23 protein-coding genes, 2 tRNA genes and 1 pseudogene are annotated in these 18602 nt (G+C 65.6%); 6 read left to right on the top strand and 20 right to left on the bottom strand.

Annotated features, from left to right (window positions below; translation table 11 throughout):
* Positions 1-12: 12 nt before the first annotated feature.
* Both ACR9FL_RS10355 and miaA read right to left on the bottom strand, forming a co-directional pair.
* Positions 13-291, bottom strand: a complete 279-nt coding sequence (locus tag ACR9FL_RS10355) for a hypothetical protein (RefSeq protein ID WP_296175885.1) — start codon at positions 289-291, stop codon at positions 13-15.
* 36 nt (positions 292-327) lie between these two features.
* Positions 328-1224: a tRNA (adenosine(37)-N6)-dimethylallyltransferase MiaA gene (gene miaA, locus ACR9FL_RS10350; RefSeq protein WP_436355511.1), complete on the bottom strand. Its 897-nt coding sequence runs from the start codon at positions 1222-1224 to the stop codon at positions 328-330.
* A 77-nt stretch (positions 1225-1301) separates the two neighbouring features.
* On the opposite strand from miaA, the gene ACR9FL_RS10345 reads away from it, so the two are divergent.
* Positions 1302-2372, top strand: a complete 1071-nt coding sequence (locus tag ACR9FL_RS10345) for an Mrp/NBP35 family ATP-binding protein (protein ID WP_436355510.1) — start codon at positions 1302-1304, stop codon at positions 2370-2372.
* On the opposite strand, the gene ACR9FL_RS10340 is transcribed toward ACR9FL_RS10345, so the two are convergent.
* Together ACR9FL_RS10340 and ACR9FL_RS10335 are read right to left on the bottom strand one after the other, a co-directional pair.
* Positions 2369-2689 carry a YbjQ family protein gene (locus tag ACR9FL_RS10340; RefSeq protein WP_436355509.1) on the bottom strand — a complete coding sequence of 107 codons (321 nt, stop codon included), beginning with the start codon at positions 2687-2689 and terminating at the stop codon, positions 2369-2371. The genes ACR9FL_RS10345 and ACR9FL_RS10340 overlap by 4 nt on opposite strands.
* Before the next feature lie 14 nt (positions 2690-2703).
* On the bottom strand, positions 2704-3231 hold the full coding sequence (locus tag ACR9FL_RS10335) for a dihydrofolate reductase (protein WP_436355508.1): 528 nt from the start codon (positions 3229-3231) through the stop codon (positions 2704-2706).
* A gap of 56 nt (positions 3232-3287) precedes the next feature.
* Here ACR9FL_RS10335 and ACR9FL_RS10330 point away from each other — a divergent pair, with 56 nt between their 5' ends.
* On the top strand, positions 3288-3881 hold the full coding sequence (locus ACR9FL_RS10330) for a hypothetical protein (protein WP_436355507.1): 594 nt from the start codon (positions 3288-3290) through the stop codon (positions 3879-3881).
* Here the strand turns inward: ACR9FL_RS10330 and ACR9FL_RS10325 are convergent, their stop codons facing one another.
* From ACR9FL_RS10325 to ACR9FL_RS10290, 8 genes are all read right to left on the bottom strand, one after another.
* On the bottom strand, positions 3882-4553 hold the full coding sequence (locus ACR9FL_RS10325) for an aquaporin (RefSeq protein ID WP_296175891.1): 672 nt from the start codon (positions 4551-4553) through the stop codon (positions 3882-3884).
* A gap of 97 nt (positions 4554-4650) precedes the next feature.
* Positions 4651-5442 (bottom strand): type I restriction enzyme HsdR N-terminal domain-containing protein, encoded by a 792-nt coding sequence (locus ACR9FL_RS10320; protein ID WP_436355506.1) that lies wholly within the window; start codon positions 5440-5442, stop codon positions 4651-4653.
* Between the two features lie 56 nt (positions 5443-5498).
* On the bottom strand, positions 5499-5798 hold the full coding sequence (locus ACR9FL_RS10315; RefSeq protein WP_436355505.1) for a phosphoribosyl-ATP pyrophosphohydrolase: 300 nt from the start codon (positions 5796-5798) through the stop codon (positions 5499-5501).
* The gene (locus ACR9FL_RS10310; RefSeq protein WP_436355504.1) at positions 5795-6412 is read right to left on the bottom strand and encodes a hypothetical protein; all 618 of its coding nucleotides are present in this window, start codon (positions 6410-6412) and stop codon (positions 5795-5797) included. Before ACR9FL_RS10310 ends, ACR9FL_RS10315 begins: the two co-directional genes overlap by 4 nt.
* Before the next feature lie 8 nt (positions 6413-6420).
* Positions 6421-6645 carry a DUF2188 domain-containing protein gene (locus ACR9FL_RS10305; RefSeq protein WP_436355503.1) on the bottom strand — a complete coding sequence of 75 codons (225 nt, stop codon included), beginning with the start codon at positions 6643-6645 and terminating at the stop codon, positions 6421-6423.
* Positions 6646-6656: 11 nt separating this feature from the next.
* Complete coding sequence (locus ACR9FL_RS10300; RefSeq protein ID WP_436355502.1) at positions 6657-7514, bottom strand: thymidylate synthase; 858 nt, start codon at positions 7512-7514, stop codon at positions 6657-6659.
* 76 nt (positions 7515-7590) lie between these two features.
* Positions 7591-8139 (bottom strand): DUF924 family protein, encoded by a 549-nt coding sequence (locus tag ACR9FL_RS10295; protein ID WP_436358141.1) that lies wholly within the window; start codon positions 8137-8139, stop codon positions 7591-7593.
* Between the two features lie 77 nt (positions 8140-8216).
* Positions 8217-8293, bottom strand: a tRNA-Pro gene (locus ACR9FL_RS10290).
* A 212-nt stretch (positions 8294-8505) separates the two neighbouring features.
* Between ACR9FL_RS10290 and ACR9FL_RS10285 the strand changes: the two genes are divergently transcribed.
* A tRNA-Gln gene (locus tag ACR9FL_RS10285) sits at positions 8506-8579 on the top strand.
* Positions 8580-8808: 229 nt separating this feature from the next.
* On the opposite strand, the pseudogene ACR9FL_RS10280 reads toward ACR9FL_RS10285, so the two are convergent.
* The 3 genes and pseudogenes from ACR9FL_RS10280 to ACR9FL_RS10270 form a co-directional block, all read right to left on the bottom strand.
* Positions 8809-9516: pseudogene (locus ACR9FL_RS10280) on the bottom strand (tyrosine-type recombinase/integrase); the annotation flags it as partial.
* Positions 9517-9739: 223 nt separating this feature from the next.
* Complete coding sequence (locus ACR9FL_RS10275; protein ID WP_003167202.1) at positions 9740-9991, bottom strand: helix-turn-helix domain-containing protein; 252 nt, start codon at positions 9989-9991, stop codon at positions 9740-9742.
* Positions 9992-10293: 302 nt separating this feature from the next.
* The gene (locus tag ACR9FL_RS10270; protein ID WP_054765645.1) at positions 10294-12645 is read right to left on the bottom strand and encodes a heavy metal translocating P-type ATPase; all 2352 of its coding nucleotides are present in this window, start codon (positions 12643-12645) and stop codon (positions 10294-10296) included.
* Positions 12646-12703: 58 nt separating this feature from the next.
* Between ACR9FL_RS10270 and ACR9FL_RS10265 the strand changes: the two genes are divergently transcribed.
* Positions 12704-13003 (top strand): metal-sensitive transcriptional regulator, encoded by a 300-nt coding sequence (locus ACR9FL_RS10265; RefSeq protein ID WP_174523843.1) that lies wholly within the window; start codon positions 12704-12706, stop codon positions 13001-13003.
* 181 nt (positions 13004-13184) lie between these two features.
* Here ACR9FL_RS10265 and ACR9FL_RS10260 read toward each other — a convergent pair whose 3' ends face one another.
* On the bottom strand, positions 13185-13616 hold the full coding sequence (locus tag ACR9FL_RS10260; protein ID WP_003167198.1) for a RidA family protein: 432 nt from the start codon (positions 13614-13616) through the stop codon (positions 13185-13187).
* A 123-nt stretch (positions 13617-13739) separates the two neighbouring features.
* Here ACR9FL_RS10260 and ACR9FL_RS10255 point away from each other — a divergent pair, with 123 nt between their 5' ends.
* Positions 13740-14672 (top strand): LysR family transcriptional regulator, encoded by a 933-nt coding sequence (locus tag ACR9FL_RS10255; RefSeq protein WP_054765646.1) that lies wholly within the window; start codon positions 13740-13742, stop codon positions 14670-14672.
* A 139-nt stretch (positions 14673-14811) separates the two neighbouring features.
* Here ACR9FL_RS10255 and ACR9FL_RS10250 read toward each other — a convergent pair whose 3' ends face one another.
* Positions 14812-15552 carry an SDR family NAD(P)-dependent oxidoreductase gene (locus ACR9FL_RS10250; protein WP_035283814.1) on the bottom strand — a complete coding sequence of 247 codons (741 nt, stop codon included), beginning with the start codon at positions 15550-15552 and terminating at the stop codon, positions 14812-14814.
* 53 nt (positions 15553-15605) lie between these two features.
* On the opposite strand from ACR9FL_RS10250, the gene ACR9FL_RS10245 reads away from it, so the two are divergent.
* Entirely contained in the window at positions 15606-16304 is a 699-nt protein-coding gene (locus ACR9FL_RS10245; protein ID WP_197273298.1) for a TetR/AcrR family transcriptional regulator, read from the top strand.
* Positions 16305-16320: 16 nt separating this feature from the next.
* Here ACR9FL_RS10245 and ACR9FL_RS10240 read toward each other — a convergent pair whose 3' ends face one another.
* The 3 genes from ACR9FL_RS10240 to ACR9FL_RS10230 all read right to left on the bottom strand — a co-directional run bounded on the left by ACR9FL_RS10240 (position 16321) and on the right by ACR9FL_RS10230 (position 18557).
* The gene (locus ACR9FL_RS10240; protein ID WP_436355501.1) at positions 16321-16782 is read right to left on the bottom strand and encodes a VOC family protein; all 462 of its coding nucleotides are present in this window, start codon (positions 16780-16782) and stop codon (positions 16321-16323) included.
* Positions 16783-16898: 116 nt separating this feature from the next.
* Entirely contained in the window at positions 16899-17525 is a 627-nt protein-coding gene (locus ACR9FL_RS10235; RefSeq protein ID WP_436355500.1) for an FMN-dependent NADH-azoreductase, read from the bottom strand.
* A gap of 168 nt (positions 17526-17693) precedes the next feature.
* Complete coding sequence (locus ACR9FL_RS10230) at positions 17694-18557, bottom strand: LysR family transcriptional regulator (RefSeq protein WP_066624814.1); 864 nt, start codon at positions 18555-18557, stop codon at positions 17694-17696.
* Between the last annotated feature and the right edge of the window lie 45 nt (positions 18558-18602).

Below are 18602 nucleotides of genomic sequence, written 5' to 3'. Positions count from 1 at the left end.
AGGGGCGTTTGATCAATTGCCGTCCAGGGTCGGATTGTTCGTCGGGTTTCCGTTCGTGGTTCGCTCGATGATGCTGTCCGCATTCTGTCTGCGCAGGTCGCGATCCGAAGCAGACGTGCAAACTCTACGCGGGCGGTTGGAGCCCATGACCGTTTCGCGTCGGCAAACGACGCCGTCGCGGCGCGAGCGCGGCGTCGTAGAGGCTTCGGTAGCGGAAACCGTCTGCGAGGCAGCGGCGGGAGGCGGTGTCTGACCGGAAAGGAAGGCGGCGAAAAAGAAGGCGATCAACATCAACGGCTCCACTCGAAATAATGTGCTGAAACGATGTTATACGCGCTGATGGTGGGTGACTAGATGCCGCCGCCAATCGCGGGTCTGGTTGCGGAACCAGGTCAACTGGCGTTTGGCGTAGTGGCGGGTGGACAGGCGGATGGCGTCGACGGCCCGATCCAGCGAGGTCTGGCCCGACAGGTGGGCGGCCAGTTCGGGTACGCCGACGGCCTTCATCGCGGGCAGGGCGGGGTCGAGATTACGGGCCAGCAGGGCGCGAACCTCGTCCACGGCGCCGTGTTCAATCATCAGACGGACCCGCGCATCGCAGGCGGCGTAGAGGTGGTCGCGCGTCGGTTCGACCACCAGGGCGTCGTAGGCGCCGGGCGTCAGCAGGGGCTTGGTGTCGGCCTTCCAGTCGCTGAGCGACCGTCCGCTGGCCTGGGCCACGGCCAGGGCGCGTATCAGGCGCTGGCGGTCGCCGGGGGTGATGGCGGCGGCGGAGGCTGGATCGACCTCGGCCAGGCGCCGGCGGAAGGCGGCTTCACCTTCGCGATCATAGTCGGCCTGGACCGCGTCGCGCACGTCGTCGGGCACGGCGGGAATGTCGGCCAGGCCACGCGTCAGGGCGTTGAAGTAGAGGCCGGTGCCGCCGACCAGCAGAGCCGGGCGGCCCTGCGCGTCCAGTTCGTCCAGCAACGGCATGACGGCGCGGGTCCAGCGACCGACCGACCAGGCGTCCGCGGCGTCGGCGACGCCGTAGAGACGATGCTCGGCGCGGGTTTCGTCCTCCACCGATGGGCGGGCGCTGAGGACGCGCAGGTCGGCGTAGAGTTGCTGGCTGTCGGCGTTGATGATGACCGCGCCGGTCCGTTCGGCCATGTCCAGCGCCAGGCGCGACTTGCCCGAGGCGGTCGGGCCGGCGATCAGGGTGAGGCGGGGCGTTTTGGACAAAGGAACAGGCTCGCGAACAGGACCAGAGGGCGATAGAACGCCCGCGACCGGCCCGGCAAGGGCCAAGGAGCAGAGCCTTGATCGACCGCACCGCCGTAATCGCCGCCCTCGACGCCGTCATCGACCCGAAATCGGGACAGGGGCTGATCGCCGCCGGTCTGGTTCAGGGCCTGACGGTGGCCGAGGACCGCGCGGGCTTCGTCATGGAGGCGCCGGCGGGCGAGACGGCCATCTACGCCCCCGTCCGCGACGCGGCCGAGGCGGCGCTGAAGGCCATGCCGGGCATGGCGCGTGTGTCGGTCGTCCTGACCGCCGAGACGGCGCCCGCCGCCGCGCCGCGCAGGACGGCAGGCCTGTCGAAGGCGGCGACCGATCAGGGGCGGCCCAAGGCGCCGGTGCCGACCGAGCGCCCGGCCCATGTGAAGCGGGTTCTGGCCGTGGCCAGCGGCAAGGGCGGGGTCGGCAAGTCGACGGTGGCGGTCAACCTGGCGGCGGCCCTGGCGGCTCGCGGCCTGGCGGTCGGGGTGCTGGACGCCGACGTCTATGGCCCGTCCCTGCCGACCATGCTGGGTCTGTCGGGCCAGCCGGACTATGTGGACGGGGCCATCGTGCCCCACGTGGCGCACGGCCTGAAGGCCATGTCGGTGGGTCTGCTGACCAAGGCCGACGACGCCATGATCTGGCGCGGGCCGATGGCGTCCCAGGCCATCGCCCAGATGCTGACCCAGACCCGCTGGGGGACCGAGGAAGCGCCGCTGGACGTGCTGGTGGTGGACCTGCCGCCCGGCACTGGCGACGTGCAACTGACCCTGATCCAGAAGACCCCGCTGGACGGGGCGGTCATCGTCTCGACCCCGCAGGAGGTGGCGCTGGCCGATGCGCGCCGGGCGCACACCCTGTTCCAGCGCGTCAAGGTTCCGACCCTGGGCCTGATCGAAAACATGAGCGGCCCGGTCTTTGGTCAGGGTGGGGCCGAGGCCGAGGCGAAGCGGCTGGGCGTGGTCTTCCTCGGCGACCTGCCGCTGGACGCCGCCCTGCGTCAGGCGGGCGATGCGGGCCAGCCGCTGGTTTCGGCTGAGCCTGAAGGCGAGGTCGCGCAACGCTTCGCCGCCGTGGCGGCGCGGGTGGTCGAAGGGCTGAGCCTCTAGGCCGGCTCGACCACGACGGCGGTGCCATAGGCCAGGACCTCGGTCACGCCGGGCATGATCTCGTTGGCGTCGTAGCGCATGGCCAGGATGGCGTTGGCGCCCATGTCGCGGGCGTGGGCGACCAGTTCGTCATAGGCTTCCTGACGCGCGGCCTCGGCCAGCTTCACATAGGCGCCGACGCGCCCGCCGATCATCGACTGCACCCCGCCGATGGCGTCGGATACCAGATTGCGCGAGCGCACGGTGACGCCGCGCACCATGCCGATGTGGCGCACGATGCGATGGCCGGCCAGGTCGTTCGTTGTGGTGACGAGCATGCGACTTCTCCGTTTCAGCGACGATCCAGGGTGCGGAAGGTGAAGGCGTGGTCGTCCTTCTCGCCCGCCGGGTGGGTTTCCGACAAGGTCTCGACGAAGGCGGCTTCGTCAAAGGCCGGGAAGCGGGCGTCGCCTTCGGGCTCGGCCTCGACCTCGGTGATGTAGAGGCGCTGGGCGCGCGGCAGGACGGCCTCGAACAGGGCGGTGCCGCCGATGACGCAGACCTCGTCCACGCCATCCTCGACGGCGGTTTCGCGCGCGATGGACAGGGCCTCGCTCAGATTTGAGCAGACCAGCGCGCCCTTGGCCATGCCTTCCGACTCATATGAGCCGTCCTTGGTCAGGACGATGTTCAGGCGACCGGGCAGGGGCTTGAGCGGCAGGCTCTCCCAGGTCTTGCGGCCCATAATGCAGGGCTTGCCCACGGTGACGGCCTTGAACCGCTGCAGGTCCGACCTTAGCCGCCACGGCAGGTCGCCGTCGCGTCCGATGACGCCGTTGCGGGCGCGGGCGACGACGATGGCGATCTTGGGAACGCTCAAGCTGTGAAATCCGTTGGCGATGAAACGATAGTCTCAGTCTGGCCGGGGAACGACCAATGAACAAGTACGCCAAGCCCTTGATCGTGGGCTTTATTGTCCTGTTTGTCGTGTCCTTCCTGCTTGGCTTCCTGGGCGGCGCGGTGGGCGCCGACCTTGGCGTATTGCCGATTCTGGCAGGTTTGTTCGCGGGCGGCTTCACCGCCTACATCATGGCCAACCTGGCGGGAAATAGAGCCGGGGTCGCCGCGAGCGAGGCTGATCGCGCGCAAGCGGCCTCTCTGACTCCACCGCCCGGCAAGGGGCTGCTCATTGTCTATCGCGAAGGCTTCGTGGCCATGGCGGCCGGAATGAATCTCGCGCTGGACGGGCGCGAGTTCGCTCAGTTGAAGGGCGGCAAGTTCACCGCCATCCTTGTCGAGCCGGGCGAACATCAGCTGTCGGCCGGGTTCGGCGGTCTGGCTGGTCCGCAAAACAACGCCGCGACCGTGGCCTTTGTCTTGGCCGCCGGCCAGGCCCAGGTCTATCGCGCCACGGTGTCGATGGGTGCGATCAAGAACACTATCGCGCTCGAAACCGCACCCGGCGACAAGGCCGACATCAGCGCGCGGCTTGCCCGCATGCCGATGACGGCGCCCGACTCCCAGGCCTGATCAGGCGTCGGGCTCGAGCAGTTTCAAGCGGAAGAAGAGCGCGCCGATAACCGCGCCGACCGCCGGAGCGACGAAGAAGACCCAGACCTGGCTCAGGGCCTGGCCGCCGACCAGCAGGGCCGGGCCGAAGCTGCGGGCGGGATTGACCGAGACGCCCGTCACCTGGATGCCGACGATGTGGATGACGGCCAGGGTGATGCCGATGGCGACGCCGGCGAAGGCGCCGTGTCCCTTCGCCCCCGTCACGCCCAGGATGGCGATGATGAAGATGGCGGTGGCGACGATCTCGAAGATCAGGGCCGCGTGCAGGCCGTATCCGCCCGGCGATCCGGCGTCGAAGCCGTTCTGGCCCAGGCTGGCGAAGCCGGTCTTGGCGATCATGCCGAGAATGGCCGCGCCGATGATGGCCCCGATGAACTGGGCGATCCAGTAGATGACCATGTCCTTGGCGCTCATCCGCCCGGCGACGAAGACGCCCAGGCTGACCGCCGGATTGACGTGACAGCCCGACACCGGCCCGATGCCATAGGCCATGGCGATGATGGCGAAACCGAAGGCCAGGGCGATGCCCAACTGCCCCACATGATCGAACCCGCCCAGCACGGCGGCGCCGCACCCGAACAGCACCAGCACCATCGTCCCGACCAGTTCGGCCGCAAACTTCTTCAACATGACAACCCTCCCGTTTCATGCCCCCGCATCGACGCGGATCAGGGGAGGGTGCGCCGAGTCCGGCCGCTTCGCCAGACGGCGATACGGGAGTTTACGATCAGGCTGCTGCTTCGCTTTCCTCGTCCAGTTGAGCGGCCTTGCGGGCGGCGCGCTGGGCTTTCTGCGCCGCCTTCTTGAGGCGGTCCCGCGCTTCATTGGCCTTGTCTCCATCGACGAGCTCACGCTTCACAACGTGCAGCCGGACCATTTCCTCGACGGCTTCGGGGTCGATTTTGAGTTCGGGGAAGGCGCGGCGCAGTTCGCGCCGTATCGCCGTGACGACCGGCTCGGACATGGCGGTCTGGGCGACGGTGAAGGCGTTGAACAACTGACCCTGTTGGTGGAAGGCGCTGATGGCGTCTGCAGCCAGACCCTCACGAGCGAGCAGGAACAGCTTCTGCAGATCGTCCTCCGATCGGGTGGTGATCTCAGGCAGGTTGATGCTGACGACTTCATCCCATCCGATCGGCTGGGCGAACCGCACACGATAGAAGCGCCACTCGACAGCATTGGTCAGGACGATCCACTCGATTCCCTTGTGGGCGCCGTAGTTCACGGCCTGTCGAAGGTGCGCCTCGCTGAGGGTGGAGCCTGCGGATTTGACCTCGATCAGGAATCGTATCGCGCCATCCGTCTGGACCGCGAGATCGCAGAAGGTCCCGCGGATCTGATGCTCGCTGGTCAGTTCCGAATATTTGTCATAGCCGAACACCTCGGCGAGGATGTCCTTCACCAGCGTGACGGTGTCGGCTTCCGATACATCTCGCGCCCGTTGGGCGACGGCGATGCCCTGGAAATGCTTGAGGCGGGACCGAACGCGGTCGGTGAACCTCTTGGGCAGCTTGGCCATGTTATTCCCCCGAATATACCCATGTTATGCCGTCATGGTTTGGGGCAAAGGTCAAGTTAGGTGGTCGGCTCCAGCCACTTCAGCCACTTGCGCTGCATGGCGGCCTCCAGGTCGATGCCGGCGTGATCGCAGTAGATGAGCAGCATACCGAGGACGTCGGCGGCTTCATCGCCCAGGGCCTGGGCGTCGGGCTTGCCGCGCGCGCGGCCCGAGAGGTTCAGGTGCTCCTTGGTCAGCTCGCCCAGCTCCTCCTGCAACTTGAGCAGGGCCCAGTCCCGGTCGCGGTCGATGGCGTGCTCGCGCGCATAGATGTCGGAGATGCGGAGAACGGCCGCCTGAAGGTCTCTGAGGTTCATAGAGGATGGGCAGTAACCCAGTCGTCCATGTTTTGCATCAAGGTCGCAAGGGGCAGGCGGTCGATATCCCTGCGAGAGAAGCCACGCTTGACGAGTGCATCGTCATTGTCGGCCACGAAATCGGTGAACTGATCCCAGAGTCGCGTTGGGCCGTCGATGTTGAGGCCCGCTTCCGTGTCGAGCCAATTACGAACCACAGTGAAGGCCTCGAGCGGTTCGTTCCCATGCACGGCGATATCTGAGTTGGACAGGTCCGAGACCGCCGCCTGATATCTGTATCGTTCGGTTTCGAGGATGAGGCACTTCTTGCTTTGTAACTGACCCTGCCCAAATCGCTTGGCACCAATATCAATACCTAGCTCCAGCGGCATGTTCAGCCGGAACATTTCGCCCGCCTTGTCGGCTTTAATTCGGGAAAGATCATGAATTCCGTATTTGGAGTTCTGGATCAGTTCGATGATTTTTTCGATTCGCGCCTCGGCGCTGTCGTGGCGCTCTAGGGCGATGCGCGGGCGCAAGCCGACGCGATAGACGCAGAAGACCATTGGCCGCAGTAGCGGCATGTAGGCGTCGTCAAACGGGCAGTTGATGAAGACGTTTTGCTCGAACGACAAGGGACCGGTCACCCCTTGGGAGGGTGAGGGTCCCGGCCATAGCTGTCGCGTTCTCGGATGGTCCCATCCTTACGATGGACGTAAAACTCGACACCGTCCTTTTTAGCGGCGTTTCGACCGAACTTGATAGCGGCGGCCTGGGTGTCGAACACCTTTGTCGCACGCGTGGCTCCACTGTTGCGTACGGCCCATTCGCCATTGGCGCGGGGCACAACATGTTTGCCGACGGCCATCACCTGCTCTCCTAGATAGCGACATCAGCCTTAATATGTGGCCACGGCTTGTAACCGTCCAGACTGAAGTCCGACAGCTCATAGGCGAAGAGGTCGGACTTCGGCGCGACGGTCAGGGTCGGCAGGGGCAGGGGCGCGCGGGTCAGTTGCAGCTCGGCCTGCTCCAGATGGTTCAGATAGAGGTGGGCGTCCCCGAAGGTATGGACGAAGTCGCCGGGCTCCAGCCCGACCACCTGGGCCAGCATGATGGTCAGCAGGGCGTAGGAGGCGATGTTGAACGGCACGCCGAGGAAGACGTCGGCGCTGCGCTGATACAGCTGGCAGCTGAGCTTGCCGTCGGCGACGAAGAACTGGAACAGGCAGTGGCAGGGCGGCAGGGCCATGTCGTCCACGTCGGCCGGGTTCCAGGCGCTGACGATGTGACGGCGGCTGTTGGGATTGGTCTTGAGACCGTGGATCAGCTTCTGAATCTGATCGATGCTCGCGCCGTTCGGCGCGGCCCAGGAGCGCCATTGCTTGCCATAGACGGGGCCGAGGTCGCCGTTCTCGTCGGCCCACTCGTCCCAGATGCCGACGCCGTTGTCCTTGAGCCAGCCGATGTTGGTCTCGCCACGGAGGAACCACAGCAGCTCGATGAAGATCGAGCGCGTGTGCAGCTTCTTGGTGGTCAGAAGCGGAAAGCCCTTCGACAGATCAAAGCGGATCTGACGACCGAAGACGCCCAGCGTCCCGGTGCCGGTGCGGTCGTCGCGGCGCACGCCATTGTCGAGAATGTCGCGCAGCAGGTTGAGATACTGCCACTCGGGGTGATCGGCAGGCACGGCCTGAGTCGCAGCCTGAAGGTCGTCGATCTGTGCCAGCGCGTTCATGCGGTAAGCATGGCCCGCGAATCACTCTTCCGCCAATCACTGACCGTCCTTGCGGCGATCACGATTGTGGATCGAATCAGCCCTTGAAGCCGTCTCCCGCCAGGAAGGCCGCTTCATCCGCCGTGGTTTCGCGGCCCAGACAGGGGTTGCGGTGCGGGAAGCGGCCGAAGCGGGCGATGATGTCGCGGTGAATCACGGCGAACCTGTGGGTGTTCGGCTGCTCGGTCTCGTCCAGCAGGGTCAGCAGGGTCTCCTGATCCGTGAGCGATTCCGAATGCATCAGCGGCATCAGGACGAAGGGGCGCAGGTCGTGGGCCACCTTCCGGTCGTCGCCGCGCGCGATGGCCGCCTTGGCGAACATGAGGGCCAGGGAATCGGTGGCGAACATGTGCGCCGTGTCGCGGAAGGCGTTTCGCGGCAACTGGTCCAGCAGGATGATGAGGGCCAGGCTGCCCTCGGGCGTCGCGGTCCAGTCATCCAGCTTGCGGGCGGCGGCGGCGAAATGGGTGTCGCGGCATCGCTCGGTGAAGGCGACGTCGAACACGGCGTCCTTGGCGAACCATTTGTCGGGACCGGCTTCGATCCAGAAGGCGACGACTTCGGCGGGGGTAAGCAGCTTGACCATGATGACGAGCTTATCGCGCACGCGCGCGAAAGCCATGGCCCCTCAAAGGGGAAGTCATCTGACGATGTAAGGAAAAATGGTCGGAGTGAGAGGATTCGAACCTCCGACCCCTGCGTCCCGAACGCAGTGCTCTACCAGACTGAGCCACACTCCGACATTTCTTCTCGGCGCGGGCCAGAGGCCGTCGTTGCGTCGAGGAGGGGGCTTATAGCCATCCGTTTCGGACCTCGCAAGCGGGGAATTCGCGGCTTTTTAGAAACTCGGTGCTCGGTGAAAATTCTTATGTTTTCAGTGTTGCATCCCCGAAAAGCTTGGCGTATCTCACCGCTCCTCGCAGCGACGAACTGCGGGGCGCGCCGGACCTGCTGGGGAATGGTGTAATGGTAACACTACGGTTTTTGGTACCGTCATTCTAGGTTCGAGTCCTAGTTCCCCAGCCACCGCCCTCACTGCATTTGAGCCCTTTTGACCTCTCCTGAGGGAGGTGGGTTTTACACTGGGTTTTACAGTTGGCCTTCTGTTCTGCCCTTCCTGAAGCCGGGCGATCATACCCAATCCGATAGCTTCCCCTGTGACGTAGCGCCGGGCGATCTCCTTCACACGCTGCAACTCCCACCCCAGGATCGTGGCCACGTCGTCGAGCGGCAGGCCGGCGAGGATGTAGTTCGTCGCCGCGGTGCCTCTCAGGTCATGGAAGCGCAGTCCATCCAGACCGGCGGTCGCTTCCGATCCTGAACGCGTCTGCGCCGCTTCCTCAGCATCATTGCGGGCGCGTTGTACGCCGCTGTCCAGACCGCGGCCTGGCGGTGTCCACGGTTCACCGTCGGAGGTGGACAGCACGGTCGGGCAACTGCCGCGCTCAAGGGAGCCCAGTACCTCCCGGACAGCGTCCGTGATCGGAAGGACCACGCTCTTTCGGCCCCGGCTTTTGCCGGTTTGCCAGATGATGGCGTTCTCCTTCACCGCCGCCCAAGGCAGGGCGATGAGGTCGTTCTTGCGCAGACCCGTGACCGCAGCCAGTCGGATCGCCGCCGCGATTGGCGGGTCAGCGTAGGCCAGGATGGTCTCCAGATGCTGCGGCTCCCAGATTATGTCGGCCCGGTTGACCTTGTAGATGCGCGGGAAGTTCGCGACGGGATTCGTAGCCAACTCACCCCGGTTCACGGCCCAGTTCAGAACCAGTGACAGCGCGCCCAGAAGCTCGTCGGCGGTCTTGGGCGTGTTCGCTCGCTTGTCGCGCCAGGTGAGCAAGAAGGATCGCGCCTTAGGCGAGGTGAGGGCGGCCAGCGTTAGATCACCCAATTCCGTCCGTACGAGGTCAAGATGTTTGCGGCGATCCGTCTTGGTTCGAAGAGCCAGTGATTTGTCCTGGTTCATCAGGTCGAGGTAGCGCGTGATCAAGCCGTAGAGTGTCGGCTCGTCGGTCGCGCTTTTCTCGGTCTTGATCTGCGCGCGATAGGCCTCCATCGCCGCCGGCGCCTTTCGGGCGACCTCTCGCGCGAGGGAGCGCAGGCTGGAAGCTTGCGCCGCCAGGATTTGCGGACCGCCGCGCCACGCGTACCAGTATTCAAAAACCCGGTTCGCCTTGGCGCGCTTGATCCTATGGACCCCGGGCAGCATCCGGGTGATCGGCAATGAAGCGGGCGAGTTCGGCATCGGCCTTGTTCACGTTCAGTTCCGCAGAAGAATCCAGTCCGGCCAGCCGGTCAAGATGGGCGTCCAGAACCTTGCGGTCGTATCGATGTCGTGTTCCGAGCCGCACGTGCCCGAACGATAGTTTGCGGACGCTGGCCGCTGGCAGGCCCAGGTACTCTGCGGCCTCCTTTTCAGTGAAGAGCCGAGGCTCGGTCATGTGACGCCTCCTGAGCCGCTGCGCGAGGATCGCGAGAAGCTGAGTCGAGCGCGATGTGCAGACAAGCGCTACCCGTAGGTTTCCGGTAGCCACAGACTTTTACGAGCCTGACCGTTTGACGCGTGCAGCCAGACGCCTTCCTTGCGACCTGTGGTGACGGGACTGAGCTTCGGGTGATCGTCGCGTTTTAGGCCTCGTCGAACCCGCCGCGCAGAATGCTACAGGCGCCAGACGTCACTCCGCGTTGACTGGTCGTCCGATGGCGGGCCGATCGGCAAGCAGGACTTTCGGCGCTCTGCCTTCTACAGCCGGACGCCCTTAAGCCGTAGGGCGTTGGAGATGACGCTGACAGACGACAGCGACATGGCCAGGGCGGCGATCATCGGACTGAGCAGCAGGCCGAAGGCCGGATAGAGGACGCCCGCCGCCAGAGGCACGCCGAGCGCATTGTAGCCGAAGGCGAAGCCGAGGTTCTGGCGGATGTTGCACACCGTGGCGCGCGACAGGCGTCGCGCCCGGACGATGCCGTTCAGGTCGCCGCTGAGCAGGGTGACGCCCGCGCTCTCGATCGCCGCGTCCGAGCCCGCGCCCATCGCCACCCCGACGTCTGCGGCGGCCAGGGCGGGCGCGTCATTGACCCCGTCGCCGGCCATGGCGACGCGACGGCCTTCAGCCTTCAGGGCTTCGACCACGGCGGCCTTGTCGGCGGGGCTGACGTCGGCGCGGACCTCATCAATGTTCAGGCGGGCAGCGATGGCACGGGCCGTGGTTTCGTTGTCACCGGTCAGCATCAGGATGCGAACGCCCTCGGCGTGCAGGGCCGCGACCGCCTCGGCCGTGGTCGCCTTGACCGGGTCGGCCACAGCCAGCAGGCCCGCAGGCGCGCCGTCCACGGCCACGATGACCACGGTCGCTCCATCGGCGCGCAGGGCGTCGGCCGGGGCGGACAGGCCGGAGGCGTCGACGTCTTCGTCCTTCAGGAAGCCGACTGAACCGATCAGCACGCGGCGGCCCTCGACCAGGCCCAAGGCCCCGCGCCCGACGGGGCTGTCGAAGTCCTCGGCGGCGGCGGGCGTGATCCCGCGCGCGGAAGCGCCCTCGGTGATGGCGCGGGCGATGGGGTGCTCGCTGGCCCGCTCGACCGCGGCGGCGAGGCGCAGCAATTCGGCCTCGTCGAAACCGGGCGCGGGCTGGACGGCGGTCAGGGCGGGGCGGCCCTCGGTCAGGGTGCCGGTCTTGTCGACCACCACTGTGTCGACAGAGGCGAAGGTTTCCAATGCTTCCGCGTCGCGGATCAGTATGCCCGCCTGGGCGCCGCGCCCCACCCCGACCATGATCGAGATGGGCGTGGCCAGACCCAGGGCGCAGGGGCAGGCGATGATCAGCACGCTGACCGCCGCGACCAGCGCATAGGCCAGACGCGGCTCCGGCCCGATCACAGACCAGACGATGAAGGCCGCGACCGCCGCCAGCACCACGGCGGGCACGAACCAGGCGGAGACGCGGTCGGCCAGCCGCTGGATCGGCGCGCGGCTGCGCTGGGCCTTAGCCACCAGGGCGGCGATCTGGTTCAGCAGGGTGTCGGCTCCGACCTTCTCGGCCTCCATCACGAAGCCGCCGGTGGCGTTCAACGAGCCCGCGATCAGATCGTCGCCGACCTGCTTCGTCACCGGCAGGGATTCACCGGTGACGAGCGACTCGTCCAGCGATGCCCGGCCTTCGATCAGGCGGCCATCGACCGGGACTTTCTCGCCCGGCCGCACGCGCAGGCGGTCGCCCACGGCAATGTGTTCGACGGCGATCTCCTCGTCCGTTCCGTCCAACCGGATGCGCAGGGCCTGTTTTGGCGCCAGGTCCAGCAGGGCTCGGATGGCGCCGGAGGTACGTTCGCGGGCGCGCAACTCCAGCAGTTGGCCCAAGAGCACCAGGGTGACGATGACGGCGGCGGCCTCGAAATAGAGGGGCGGCTGGCCGTGCATGTCCTTGAAGGCGTCGGGGATCAGGTCGGGCGCGACGACCGAGGCCGTGCTGAAACCCCAGGCGACCAGGGTCCCGAGCGCGATCAGGGTGAACATGTTCAGGTTCCAAGTCCTGACCGAGGTCCAGCCGCGCGCGATGAACGGCCAGCCCGCCCACAACACCACCGGCGTCGCCAGGGCGAACTGGACCCATCCGCTCCAGCCGTGGGGTAGGGGAATGTGCAGACCGAGCAGGTGCGAGCCCATCTCCATCACGAACAGGGGGACCGTCAGGACGGCGCCGACGACGAACCGGTGGGTGAAGTCGGCGATCTCGGGATTGGGGCCGGCGCCGGCCGTGGCGTCTTCCGGCTCCAGCGCCATGCCGCATTTTGGACAGGCTCCCGGGCCGATCTGGCGCACCTCGGGGTGCATGGGGCAGGTGTAGATGACGCCGGGCTTGACGGGTTCGGGCGCGGCGGGCGTCAGGTATTTCGCCGGATCAGCGACGAACTTCGCTCGGCAACCGGCCGAGCAGAAGTGGAACTCGTGCCCGTCGTGCGTCGTATGGTGGGTCGTCTTCGCCGGATCGACCGTCATGCCGCAGACGGGATCCTTCGCTGTGGCGTTGGTCGAGGATTGGGCGTCGGGGCCCTGGGAATGACGGTGATCGTGCGGGCTATGGTCATGCGACATGGGCGATCCTCGACCTTAACTATGGACCGCAATTATACCCCCATAGGGTATTTTGCAAATGGGTGATCCACGCTATGATCCGACCATGCATCACCACGACAAGCCCGCGCTGACCAAGCGTTTGAACCGCATCGAGGGCCAGGTGCGCGGCGTCTCGCGTATGGTGGAGGACGGCCGCTATTGCATCGACATCCTGACCCAGGTCCGGGCCATTAAGGCCGCCTTGGGCCGGTTCGAAAACGAGATGCTGAAGGGGCACCTCAGCCACTGCGTCGAGGACGCCATCGTCTCGGGTGACCCAGCGGAGCAGCGTCGCAAGATCGAGGAGATCATCGCCCTGTTGGATCGGGTAGGTTGATTGGCGCAATGCGCGCCGTTAGCGCACACTTTGTTCCGGCTCGGCTGTCTTCTGACGCATCCGATACGAGCGCACTTTTCGAATGCCGAAAGCGCGCGACCCGGATGTTTTCCGACGGTCACTGAGGTCCTGAAGACGGAGATATCGGCCCCTTAGAGCCGATATCCGATCCGCAGGGCTATCAACAGGGATGTGAAATGCCGGGGTCAGCCTTGGGGAAATCCCCTGGCACGCGGGCAATCACCTTTATCTCGAAATCGAACCCTGCCAGCCAAGTGGCTCCGATGGCGGTCCAGTTGGGGTAAGGCGGTCCGCCGAGAAGCTCTGCTCGGACAGCCATCACCGTCTCCAGTTGGGCGTCTGGGTTCGTGTGGAAGGTGGTCACATCGACGATGTCGTCGAACCCGCAGCCGGCGGCGGTCAAGACTCCTTCGAGATTTGCGAACGCCCTTCTGACCTGATCCTCAAACGAAGGCTCGGGCGAGCCGTCTTCGCGACTGCCGACCTGTCCGGACACAAAGACGAGGTCACCGGACCGAATGGCGGCGGAATAGCGATGAAGATCGTAAAGGGCGTGACGATTGGGTGGGAAGATCGCTTCGCGGTCAGACATTGGAGTTACGTCTCGGTTGTTGAGGTTTTGCGCCGAGCTTGTCGGGGCTGATCGAAGGTAGGAGACGTCGATTTGATCGGTTAGACGTTCAATTCCGCACGAGTTGATGAAATAATCCCACGAATGGCCCGCCCGTCGCTAAACGATCTGATGACCTTTGCGACGGTGGCCCGCCTTCGCAGCTTTCGGCGGGCGGCGGATGAGCTGGGCGTGGCTCCCTCGACGCTCAGCCACGCCTTGCGGACGCTCGAGACACGTCTCGGTGTGCGCTTGCTGAATCGGACAACGCGGAGCGTCTCACCCACTGAGGCGGGAATCCGTCTGCTCGAAGGCCTGGGCCCAGCATTCGACCTGCTTGACGACGCGTTGGAGAGCGTCGCTCCATTCCGCGGGCAGGTGCAGGGCGTGGTCCGTCTGAATGCACCGCGTCTGGCCGTGGCGATGTTTGTCCGCGACATCCTGCCGAAGATGGCCGAACGGTTTCCCGAGGTGACCGTGGATATCGTCGCGAAGGATCGTCTCGTCGATATTGTAGAACAGGGTTTCGATGTCGGCGTACGGCCGCATGACATGATCCCCAAGGACATGATCGCGGCGCCCATGCCTGCCGGGCTTCGATACGTGTGCGTCGCGGCTCCGGCTTATCTCGAGCGCGCCGGCACGCCGGACACGCCGGAAGCTCTGAATCGCCATCGCTGCATCGGCCACCGATTGCCGAGCGGCAAACCCTATCGCTGGGAGTTCGAGCGCAACGGAACTCCGCTAGCGCTCGCTATCAGCGGCCGTCTGGTCCTTGATGACGAGGCGCTGATGGTGGACGCCGCCGTCGCTGGTTTGGGCATCGCCTACGTTCCAGAGTTTGCGGCGTCCGGTGCGCTGACGCGGGGACGTTTACGCCAGGTCCTTTCGGACTGGATGCCGGGCGAAGAGAGGCTGGCGCTCTACTTCCCTGGGCATCGGTCTATCCCCCCTGCGTTGCGCGCTCTGCTGGATGTCGTCAGGGATGTCGGAGCCAGCCGAAAGCCTGGCGCGGCCTGGGCTTCAGCCCGCGATTGATGCGACGGACCATGGGGATCGTGCTCGGTGATGATCGGCGGATCCCTCAGCTTTAATGCGGTGCGTCCGGGCCAATGATCTCATGGGGCGCTGGCCGCCATGACGCCTCCGGCTGCAAGAACCGGAGGCGTCTTAGGGATCACGCTGTGGCGCCGCCGTCTGCGGTCAGGACGGAGCCGGTGATGACGCCGGCGGCCGCACTGGCCAGGAAGGCCACGGCGTTGGCGATCTCGGCCGGCTCGGCGAAACGTCCCAGCGCCGTCAAACCACGCTGGAACTCAGCGCTCTCGCCGTCCGCCGGGTTGGCCTCGGTATCCGTCGAGCCGGGGGCGACCAGATTGACCGTGACGCCCTGTGGCCCCAGTTCGCGGGCAAGACCACGCGTCAAAGACAGAAGCGCCGACTTCGACATGGCGTAGGCGGTCACGCCCGGGAACGGGACGCGATCCCCCAGGCTGGAGCCGATAAAGATGATGCGTCCGCCCGAGGTCAGATGCGGGATGGCGGCCTTGGAGAACAGCACCGGGGCCCGGACGTTGATGTCCATCATCGCCTGGTAGGCGTCCACATCGAGATCGGCGATCAGGCCATTGAAGCCCACTGCGGCGCTGTTGACGAGGATGTCCATCCCGCCAAGTGCTGTGACGGCCTCCGCGACGGACCGTTCAATCGCCTTGGGGTCGGCGCTGTCGGCCTTGATGGCGAAAGCCCTGCGCCCCTTGACTGCGATCGCGCCTCTGACGCCCTCTGCGCGATCGGGGGAGTTGGCGTAGGTGAAGGCGACATCGGCACCGTTCTCGGCCAGGGCCAGAGCGATCGCCGCCCCGATGCCGCGAGAGCCGCCGGTGACGAGGGCGCGTTTCCCACTCAGATCAATCATCGTCTCATCCATTTATGCAGTGACTGGTGCATAATTAGGTAGGGACGTTGAAAATGGGCGTCAACGGAATTATACATCATTCAATGCAGAATTTAGATTCACCCCTTTCCGAGGCGCTTCCGGCGCGGCGCGGCCGCGGCCGACCGCGGGCGTTTGATCGTGACGCCGCGCTCGACACGGCGACCACCCTGTTCTGGTCCAAGGGTTATGAAGCGACCTCCATCGCGGACCTCACCCAAGCCATGGGCATAGGCGCCAAGAGCCTCTACGCGGCCTTTGGATCGAAGGACGACCTCTTCACCCAGGCGCTGCATCACTACGTGCGGAAATATGAGGGTCTGGCCTGGGATCGCGCCCGCCAGGCGACGACAGCACGCGAGGCGACCGCCGCCTTTCTTCACGATTCAGCCGCCGCCTTCTCAGGCGCGGTCTTCGACATCCCGCGCGGCTGTATGGCCACGATCGCCTCCATGGGGTGCGAGGGCCTGCCCGCGCTTCAGGCCTTCGCCAAAGACGTGGAGACGACGTTCAGCCGATTGAAGGCCCGCATCGATCGAGGCGTGGCGGAAGGAGATTTGCCGCAGGATCTCGACACCGCGCGACTGGCGCGCTTTGTGGAGACCGTCCAGGCGGGCATGTCGATCCGGGCCCGCAACGGCGCCGACCGTTCCGAACTCGACAGCGTCGTCGATGTCGCGATGGCGGGGTGGGACGGCATTGTCAGCGCGGCCTCCGCTGCCGGTCGATCATAGGCGACATGGTCTGTGATCAACTCAGGACCTCTGCGGGTTCGATGAGATTGCCGAAGGGGTCGCAGAAGAACGCGAGCTTGCGGTTGATCGCGGGGACGACGAAGGGATCTGTCACGATCGTCACCGCGCGTGCGCGCAGTCGCTCGATGGTCGCGTCCACGCTGGCGACGGCGAAACAGAGGTGATGATAGCCGCGATACTGCAGGCTATCGCTCAAATCTGCGTAGGGGCGAGTCTCGACCGGTACTGGCGCGCCGCCTCCCAGAATCTCGACGTAGAAATGGTCGTCAGCGGGCGGGGCGATATAGGCGAGCAGGCTGTCGCCGTGAGGCCAGGTCGCAACGATGCGGAAATCCAGAACGCCGACGTAGAAGTCGAGAGCTTGCTGCAGATCGGGCGTGCGGATGGCGACGTGGTGGGCGCGCATGTCGGCGAAAACGGAGCCGTGATTCACAGCGGGCGGCGCGAAGTCAGGCATGGAAGACCTCCTTTTCAACGCGCAGCGACGGCGGGACGTGGGTGGGGCATCGGTGGCTCGCTCGCTCCCAAGGGCAGGGCTCGGGCTGGCCAGCCGGGGGCTCGCCGAGGCGGGGTCTAGACGTCGTCGGACAAGGGCTGAGCGGCGACGACCGCGATTGGGGATTTCGCCTGGTTGATCGCCGCTTCTCGGGCGTCCGGTCCAAGGCTGATCCGCTCAGCCTGGACGAACGCGACATCGCTGATCCCGATGAAGCCGAGCAGGAGGCGAAGATAGGGTTCCTGAAAATCCAGGCTCGCCAAGGGGCCTTCGGTATAGAGGCCGCCGCGGGACTGGATCACGATCGCCCTCTTGCCCGTGACGAGGCCCTGGACGCCCGCCTCGCCGTAAGCGAACGTGATCCTCGGCCGTATGACGTGGTCGAACCACGCTCTCAAACCGGTGGGTATGCTGAAGTTGTACATCGGCGCGCCGATCACGATGACATCGGCGGCGAAGACCTCGCCGATCAACTTGTCGGAGAGCCGACGCGCCGTCAGCTCCGGCGCGGTATTGGCCACGGCGCGCACGCCCGCGACGGTCTCGGGCGTCAGATGAGGGATCGGGTCCTGGCCGAGGTCGCGTCGCGTGACCGCCCCGCCGCTGTGAAACTCCACCAACTGTCGAACGGCGTAGTCGACCAGGAGGCTCGAGACCGAGGCGTCGCCCGCAACGCTGCTGGTGAGCGCGAGAATATTGGGCACGTCGGGCTCCGGGCTGCTGCGAGAAGCTCGACTATCCCTGTTCCGATCGGGGATGAGTAGTCGCGCGGCGAGCGCCTCGGTGTCGCCATTCCGGCAACGCGGGGCGTCGGCTATCTGGGGCTCAAACAGCCCGACTGGAGTTGGCTCCGGCCGTGCGACCCTTCAGAGCTAAACGCACATCTCGATGAGCAACTCGGTCAAGACGCGAATCTTGCGGGACGGATGCTGGCCGGGCGGCCTGAGGACGTAAGCCCCGCCCGGCGGCACCGGAAACTGCGGCATCACCTCCACAAGTCTGCCGGCCTCCACGTGGGGCCGGGTGAAATCGTCCGGCAACCAGGCCAGCCCGAGCCCAGCCAGGGCCGCCGAGACGAGCGCGGTTCCGTTGTCAGCCTTGAACCGGCCGCGGGGACGGATCGAGACGGTTCGGTCGCCATCGATGAACTGCCAGGTCTCGGACCCCTGCATCAGAGCCTCGTGGTCCATGATGTCGTCCGGCGCCTGTGGCGCGCCATGGAGGCGGATGTAATCGGGGCTGGCGACGAGCTTGCCGTACACGGACCCGAACCTGCGGGCGATCAGGGTGGAATCCTGCAGATAGCCGACCCGAATGGCGCAATCGAAACCTTCGGCCACTAGGTCGACGAAACGATCCGAGTAGCAGGTCTGCAAGGTGAGCTTGGGGTGCCGTCGCGCCATTTCAGCGAGGGCAGGCGCATAGTGGGTCGGGCCGAAGGTGAGGGGCGCGGCGACACGCAGACGGCCCTGAAGCTCCCCCTGTGGCGCGATCGTCTCCCGCGCCGTGTCGACCTCAGCGCAAATCCGGGCCGCATGGTCCCGAAAGGCCGCGCCCGCCTCGGTGAGGACGGCGCCGCGCGTGGTTCTCGACAGGAGTTGCACGCCCAGATCCGCTTCCAGCCTGAAAAGGCGGCGGCTGACGACGGACTTGGCGACGCCCAGCCGCCGCGCAGCGGGCGAAACGCCGAGGGTGTCCGCCACCTCCACGAAGGTGCGCAGTTCGTCGATGTCCATGATTGTTCCTCCTTGGGCGACACTGCGTAGCCCCATGGGGCCATA

The sequence above is a fragment of the Brevundimonas sp. CEF1 genome (assembly GCF_051353055.1).
Lineage (GTDB): Bacteria > Pseudomonadota > Alphaproteobacteria > Caulobacterales > Caulobacteraceae > Brevundimonas.
The sequence above is the reverse complement of the archived record's forward strand: the minus strand, read 5'-3'. Positions and strand labels throughout refer to the sequence as shown.